Annotated in this window: 7 protein-coding genes and 2 pseudogenes; all 9 read left to right on the top strand. The window is 46.0% G+C overall.

The genetic code is table 11. From position 1 onward, the window contains the following. Positions 1 to 353, top strand: a pseudogene (locus ABUA34_RS13460) (pilus assembly protein); the annotation flags it as partial. A gap of 34 nt (positions 354 to 387) precedes the next feature. Beyond that, positions 388 to 834, top strand: coding sequence for a hypothetical protein (locus ABUA34_RS13455; RefSeq protein ID WP_015534289.1), 447 nt, complete (start codon positions 388 to 390; stop codon positions 832 to 834). Further along, a complete protein-coding gene (locus tag ABUA34_RS13450) occupies positions 803 to 2,209 on the top strand; it encodes a DUF6382 domain-containing protein (RefSeq protein WP_022217522.1) in 1,407 nt (468 codons plus the stop codon). The genes ABUA34_RS13455 and ABUA34_RS13450 overlap by 32 nt, the downstream gene beginning before the upstream one ends. Before the next feature lie 69 nt (positions 2,210 to 2,278). Continuing rightward, positions 2,279 to 3,925, top strand: a complete 1,647-nt coding sequence (dnaX, locus tag ABUA34_RS13445; RefSeq protein ID WP_349823476.1) for a DNA polymerase III subunit gamma/tau — start codon at positions 2,279 to 2,281, stop codon at positions 3,923 to 3,925. Between the two features lie 48 nt (positions 3,926 to 3,973). Next, complete coding sequence (locus ABUA34_RS13440; protein WP_015534286.1) at positions 3,974 to 4,324, top strand: YbaB/EbfC family nucleoid-associated protein; 351 nt, start codon at positions 3,974 to 3,976, stop codon at positions 4,322 to 4,324. After that, positions 4,324 to 4,923 (top strand): recombination mediator RecR, encoded by a 600-nt coding sequence (gene recR, locus ABUA34_RS13435; RefSeq protein ID WP_022217523.1) that lies wholly within the window; start codon positions 4,324 to 4,326, stop codon positions 4,921 to 4,923. Before ABUA34_RS13440 ends, recR begins: the two co-directional genes overlap by 1 nt. A gap of 53 nt (positions 4,924 to 4,976) precedes the next feature. Next, positions 4,977 to 6,053 (top strand): 6-phosphofructokinase, encoded by a 1,077-nt coding sequence (locus ABUA34_RS13430; RefSeq protein ID WP_015534284.1) that lies wholly within the window; start codon positions 4,977 to 4,979, stop codon positions 6,051 to 6,053. 96 nt (positions 6,054 to 6,149) lie between these two features. Then, complete coding sequence (locus ABUA34_RS13425) at positions 6,150 to 6,707, top strand: hypothetical protein (protein WP_015534283.1); 558 nt, start codon at positions 6,150 to 6,152, stop codon at positions 6,705 to 6,707. Further along, positions 6,708 to 7,194, top strand: a pseudogene (locus ABUA34_RS13420) (hypothetical protein); the annotation flags it as partial.

Genomic DNA, 7,194 nt, shown 5'->3' with positions numbered 1-7,194 from the left:
GGATAAGACAGAGGGCGTACCTGGGATATGACAGGTCGCAGGATGATGACGATGATGATGAGTATGTGTATGTGGCTGAGAATGGTTCGGTGTACCACAACTCGCGGAGCTGTTACCATATCAGGATATCTGTGAGAAGCGTGAGTGGGGAGGTTCTGGATGACAGATATTCCGGGCTTTCGGCGTGCAGGATCTGTGGAAGATATAAAAGCAATGGTGTGATCTATGTCACTGAACAGGGAGACAAATATCACTATTCGCTGGGCTGCTCCGGCTTGAAGCGGACGATATACAGAAAGAAAAAGTCAGAGTGCGGGGGACTTCCTCAGTGCTCTGAGTGCGGGAAAAGATAGGAGAAGAGAAGAAAAGACAGGAGGAGTCAGATATATGGATGACAATGGATCTATAGTTCTGGAGATGTGCCTGATAACACCGATACTTGTGTGTGCCGTGTTTGTGGTGATGAACATGTTGTTTATAGCGTTTAACCATGCGGCGGCATCGGGGGAGGCATATCTGGTACTGTACAACCGAGAGGAATACAGGATCAATGAGAGTGGTGAGGGGGATACGGACAGTGCAGAGAAAGCGATGTCCACAAATGTATCCGAGACCGTGATATGTGCCGATGGTGTGAATGCGGAAATGGCCATGAATGGGAAGAATCTGGTTGCGGAGATAACTTACAGAGAGTCATTTCCGGGGATACAGATATTGATAGATGACGGCAGATGTGACAGAAAGACTGCGGCCAGACAGGAGATAAGGGATGTAGGAAATGAACTTAGGAGGTGGCAGGAATATGGTAAGTTATTGCCAGGTAGAGGGAATTAACACTTTTTTTGTGGTGGAGGTCAGTGCAGCAGCCATAAATTCCTATGAGACGGACATGCTGTACAATAATTTTGTCGAGGGAATAATACAGCCGGAATTCAGGGCCATCAACGGAGATATGTTCATATACTGCAAAATAAATGGCATGAAGAGCCTGGACGATATATCTGACAGGGGGATAATGTCCATGGAGCAGGCTGTTGCTCTCATAAGATCGTTGTGCAGTGTGGTCATGGAGACGGGAGAATACATGCTTGAGCCGGACAATCTTCTGATAGAATCCGACAAGATATTTTACTCGGATGCAGAGAAGAGTTTCAGATACGTGTATGTGCCGGGACAGGGAACGGATGTCAGAATGGGAATAAAGAATCTTGTGGAGAAGATCATAAAGAGGGTAGATCACAGGGACACTGAGCTTGTGGATTTTATGTATGAGATATATGACATGGTGGTGTCGGCAAATTATGACATGGAGCGGATGCAGAAATATGTGGATGAGGTCTCTGCCCGTGAGCAGGAAAAATGCTGCTCCGGCAATAGAAAAAGAAATGTGGAATCTTTGGCTGCGGCCCGTGAGCAGGAGCTTTTGATGGATGAGGTGTTCGGAACGGATCAAAGCAGTGCGGCGGCGTTGACGATACCGACAACGGAGAAAAACAAATATGATAGGATATTTTTCATACTCATAGGATTTACTGTGGCGGCATTTACGGGAATAGCGGCTGTTCAATTTTATATACAGGGGCATGCGGCGGATGTGAGATTTATAATGCTGGCACTCATCGTGCTGTCCGTGGAGTTATTTGTCTATGTGGAGATGAAGAGGAAGCTGTCTGCTGCTGAGGATGAACGGCGGGGACAGGAGGGCGTGGAGTGCTCAGAGCTGCGATATGCGGAGGAAGATGAAAACAGAAGACCTAAAAAACAGAATGTTGATGCATTGGAACATGTAAGTTTGGCTGACGAAATACCTGGCGATACCACGGTGCTTGGCTCGGAGGATGACTGTACAACCCTGCTTACACAGCATAATCTCGATGGCAGAGAGTCCGCACAGGAGCAGAGACTGTCTGTGAGACTGATCGAAGACGGAGGCATTGTGGCTACTGAATTTCCGGTGACGCCGGAGGGAGTTGTATTGGGGCGGGACAGACGACAGGCGGATCAGGTTATAGAGGATATCAGCGTCAGTAGAAGGCACATAAGGATATACGAGGATGCAGAGAAGATCTATGTCGAAGATCTTGATTCCACAAATGGAACTGTCATAAATGGGATCAGGCTTCCGGCGGGCAGGAGCTGGCAGCTTGCGGACAGAGATGTTCTGTGTATAGGCACCAGGCAATACCATATTCAAATATTGCTTATCTGATTGATATAAAATGTAAATTCAGATATAATAGTCTGTATGAGTTTTATGATACAAAGGTAGGTATTGGTGATGTCGTATGTAGCTTTATATAGAAAATGGAGACCTGATACTTTTGACGAGGTAAAGGGGCAGGATCATATAGTTACCACTCTTAGAAACCAGATTAAGAATGATAGACTTGGTCATGCCTTTTTATTTTGCGGTACGAGAGGAACAGGTAAGACTTCGATCGCCAAGATATTTGCCAAGGCATGTAACTGTGAGCATCCGGTGGACGGAAGCCCATGTAATGAATGTGCAAGTTGCAGAGCCATATCGGATGGATCATCGCTTAATGTCATTGAGATAGATGCAGCCTCCAACAATGGTGTTGACAATATAAGGCAGATAAGGGAGGAGGTAGCATATCCTCCTACTGAGGGCAAGTATAAGGTATACATCATAGATGAGGTTCATATGTTGTCCCCGGGAGCGTTCAACGCTCTGTTAAAGACTCTCGAGGAGCCGCCATCATATGTAATATTCATACTGGCTACCACGGAGTCCCACAAGATACCTATAACCATATCGTCAAGGTGTCAGAAGTACGACTTCAGACGTATCCCGGTGGATGTCATCTCGGATCGACTGGAGGATCTTATGAACAGGGAGGGACTTGATGCGGATAAGAAGGCGATAGATTATATCGCAAAGTCCGGTGATGGTTCCATGAGAGATGCCTTGTCTATTCTGGATCAGTGCGTTGCATTCAATCTCGGACAGAAGCTTACATATGATAATGTGCTTGAGACCATAGGAGCTGTGGACATAGATACATTTGCAAGACTTCTGGAGTGCGTGCTGGAATCTGATGTTGAACATGCAATAGATGTGGTTGACGAAGTTGTGTGGCAGGGACGTGAGCTTGGCCGTTTCGTAAATGAATTTACATGGTTTCTCAGGAACATACTCGTTGTCAAGCTGTCCTCGGCGGAGGGCGACAGATTGGATATGACCAAGGAGAATTTGGAACGCATAAGAGAGATATCCGGTCATATGGAGGAGAGCACCATAGTAAGATATATAAACGTGTTCTCGGATACAGCCGCCAGCATCAAGTATTCCTCACAGAAGAGGATAGTGCTTGAGATGGCTGTCATAAAGCTGTGCAGACCACAGATGGAGGTTGATACCACAAGTCTGATTGAGAGGGTAAGGATGCTTGAGAAGAAGCTTGATGACCTTGAGGCAAATGGCATACAGGCTGCGCCAGTTCAAAGTGCTGCCCCCGTAAGCCCGGCTGACGATGTGATAGATCAGAAGGGCATGAAGGAATATCAGGACAAGCTGGCAATGGAGCTTCCAAAGGCAGAGTTCGAGGATCTGCAGAGAGCTGCGGAGAACTGGAATGATATACTGGAGAAGCTGTCGGTTCCTGCGAGAAGATATCTCAAGAGAAATGATGCTGATCCGGCCATAAGGACGAAGCTCATACTGTCCGATGATCACAGAAGACTTCTGCTCATGATCCCGCTGACGGATGACGATATGCCGAAGTTATACTTTGACAAGCCTGAGAATGTGGAGCATGTGAAGAGTGTGATCGAGGAATATCTTGGAAGAGAGATTGAATTTGAGATACTTTGTACAAGGAATTCCCACAGTGATAATGGAAGGCTTGAGACGGAGAATATACTGAACCTGAACAAGATCAACTTTCCAATAGATAAGAAATGATGATATCATATTATAAATTATTTAATCAGAATAAGGAGGACTATTGTAATGGCTAAGAGAGGCGGTTTCCCAGGAGGTATGATGCCTGGTAATATGAACAATCTTATGAAGCAGGCACAGAAGATGCAGAAGCAGATGGAGGAGACAACTAAGACACTTGAGGATAAGGTGTATGAGTCATCTGTAGGTGGAGGAGTTGTCACTGCAAAGGTGTCAGGTAAGAAGGAACTCATGGAGATCAAGCTTGATCCTGAGGTTGTTGATCCTGATGATATAGAGACACTTGAGGATCTTATCATATCGGCTGTGAACGAGGCACTGAGAGCACAGGAGGATGACTACAATAGCAGTATGGGCAAGATCTCAGGTGGAATGGGACTTGGAGGATTGCCGTTCTAATGGAAGTTTATGGAGGAGAAGTAAACAGACTTATAGAAGAGCTGGGAAGACTCCCGGGAATAGGCTCCAAGACGGCTCAGAGACTGGCGTTTCACATAATCAGTATGCCTGAGGAGAGGGCGCTGGCGTTATCCGATGCCATTGTGAATGCAAAGAAGAACATAAAATACTGCAGTTGTTGCTACACGATAACTGACAGGGAGGTATGTCCTATATGCAGTTCACCAAACAGGAATCACAAGGTGATAATGGTGGTGGAGACCCCGAGGGATCTGGCGGCATATGAGAGAACAGGACAGTTTGATGGTGTTTACCATGTGCTCCACGGAGTTATAAATCCTGCCCTGGGTATCGGCCCAGCGGATATCAGGATATCCGAGCTCATGAGAAGGCTTCAGAATGAAGATGTGGATGAGCTCATAATCGCTACAGGTTCAGGCCCGGAGGGTGAGGCGACTGCGATGTATATATCAAAGCTTGTGAAGCCGGCTGGTATCAAGGTCAGCCGTATAGCAAGCGGTGTGCCTGTAGGCGGAGATCTGGAGTGTATAGATGAGGTTACGCTTCTGAGGGCTCTTGAGGGAAGAGTATACTTATAATGTATACAGACAGTCTGTGTACATAAGAAAAATAAAAGAAAGAGGTGCAGAGTATGTTAAGAGTAGGTTTTTTGACTAGTGGTGGTGACTGTCAGGCATTAAATGCAACTATGCGCGGAATCGCAAAGGGTCTGTATGAATTGTTTGACGAGGTTGAGATCTATGGATTCCTTGAGGGTTACAAGGGACTCATAAGAGGCAACTATATCAAGATGAAGCCGGCTGATTTCTCAGGTATTATCAACAAGGGTGGAACGATCCTCGGCAGTTCAAGACAGCCATTCAAGCTCATGGGAGAGCCAACTGAGGATGGTCTGGACAAGGTAAAGTCCATGAAGGATACCTATAAGAAGCTGAAGCTGGATTGCCTGTGCGTTTTAGGTGGAAATGGTTCACAGAAGACCGCAAATCTCCTCAGTGAGGAGGGACTCAATGTCATCGGTCTGCCAAAGACCATAGACAATGATCTGTGGGGAACTGACATGACATTTGGTTTCCAGAGTGCTGTTGATATAGCGACCCAGACAATAGACTGTATCCACACAACCGCTGCATCGCATAACAGAATCTTTATCGTTGAGATTATGGGCCACAAGGTTGGCTGGATAACTCTCCACGCCGGAATCGCCGGTGGCGCAGATGTGATCCTGCTCCCGGAGATCCCATACGATATCGATAAGGTATATAAGGCTATAGACAAGAGAACAAAGGACAACAAGGGCTTCACGATAGTTGCAGTTGCCGAAGGTGCTATTCCGAAGGAGATCGCAGAGCTTCCAAAGAAGAAGAGAAAAGAAGCGATAGCCAACAATCCATATCCATCAGTTGCGTATGAGCTGGCTGATAAGCTCAAGGCGTACACAACACAGGATATAAGAATAGCAATACCTGGACATACCCAGAGAGGTGGAAGTCCGGATGCATATGACAGAGTCATATCATCAAGATTTGGAGCAAAGGCAGCAGAGCTCATAAAGGCAAAGGATTTTGGAAAGCTTGTTGTATTCCTTGACAACAAGGTTACAGCTATCCCACTCTCAGAGAGTGCAGGAAAGCTCAAATACGTATCTCCTGATGACGACATCATCAGCGAGGCAAGAACACTTGGCATCTCATTCGGAGACAGATAAAGTAAGCTCTGAAAAAAGTAACAGAGATATTCACACATTCTCCCCATCTGCATATCTATGTAATAGACACACAACAATGCAGATAGGGAGATTTGTATGAGTGAAGAATTTAAGTATATTCCTTACAGCCCGGACGATGAAAACCTCAGGGGGCTTATAAGGGATGGAAATGTCTATAATATCAAGACACCTGTGATACCCGGTATGGGTGAGACTGGTGGATACAGTATGAGTTCGACAGGAATCATGCTTCCTGACTGTGATGATGGGACAGATGAAATGATGAGGGATATTGAGTACATGAAGGAGATGTACCCGGAAGAACTCCGAAAGGTCAGTATGGCCGTGGAGGAGGAGTGTGACAAGCTCGAGTATGAGGGCAGTCCGATGCTTGTTCAATATCCTGACAGAGAAGAGATGCGCCGTGTTGCGCGAAGGGTGTACGATGATCTGAGCGAAAGTGGGCAGATATCGGAGGATTGTTATGCAGGAATGGCTTCGGCAGGTGAAGCTTCGTACGAGGAACCGCCATATGTTCCAGAGGGACCCGGATGCGCCAATTGTGTTATGAGAAATATAATCGAACTGCTTGTGTGCAATGAATTCTGTATGAGACGCGACAGGCATAGAAGACGTAGAAGAAGGTTTTATTAAGTGAAGAAGAAAATAAATGTACTTGTAAGAATACTTGTGATGGCAGCAATATTTGTGGTCACAATATATTTGGTCAATATATTTCAGAATAGAAGTTACAAGAATCTGGCTGCGGAGATGAAGGATGCAAAGCTGCCATTAGCTTATGTGTGCTATGGCGATTCGCTTCTCAATTGTATGCATGGTTATACAGGGGAGGTCGACCTCACACTTCTCAGGGACTCTGTGACGCCGATAGATGAGAATAAGAATCTTGAGATAATGGTGGAGAATGATGCATTTAAGGATGCGTCGTATTCGTATGAGATCAGGTCGATATCCGGAGATTCCCTTATAGAGAAGGGTGATCTGGAGGCGGCCTCGGGAACTGATGGCTACGATGTGCTTGATATAAGTGCGAGAATGGATCTCAAGCAGGATATGGAGTATATGCTGGTTGTCAAGCTTAAGAGCGGTGATGGCAGGAGTGCTTCATACTATACCAGAG

The organism is Coprococcus sp. RTP21428st1_C9_RTP21428_210409 (assembly GCF_040227395.1).
In the GTDB taxonomy this organism is placed as follows: domain Bacteria; phylum Bacillota; class Clostridia; order Lachnospirales; family Lachnospiraceae; genus Coprococcus; species Coprococcus aceti.
This window is presented reverse-complemented; position numbering and strand designations above follow the sequence as displayed.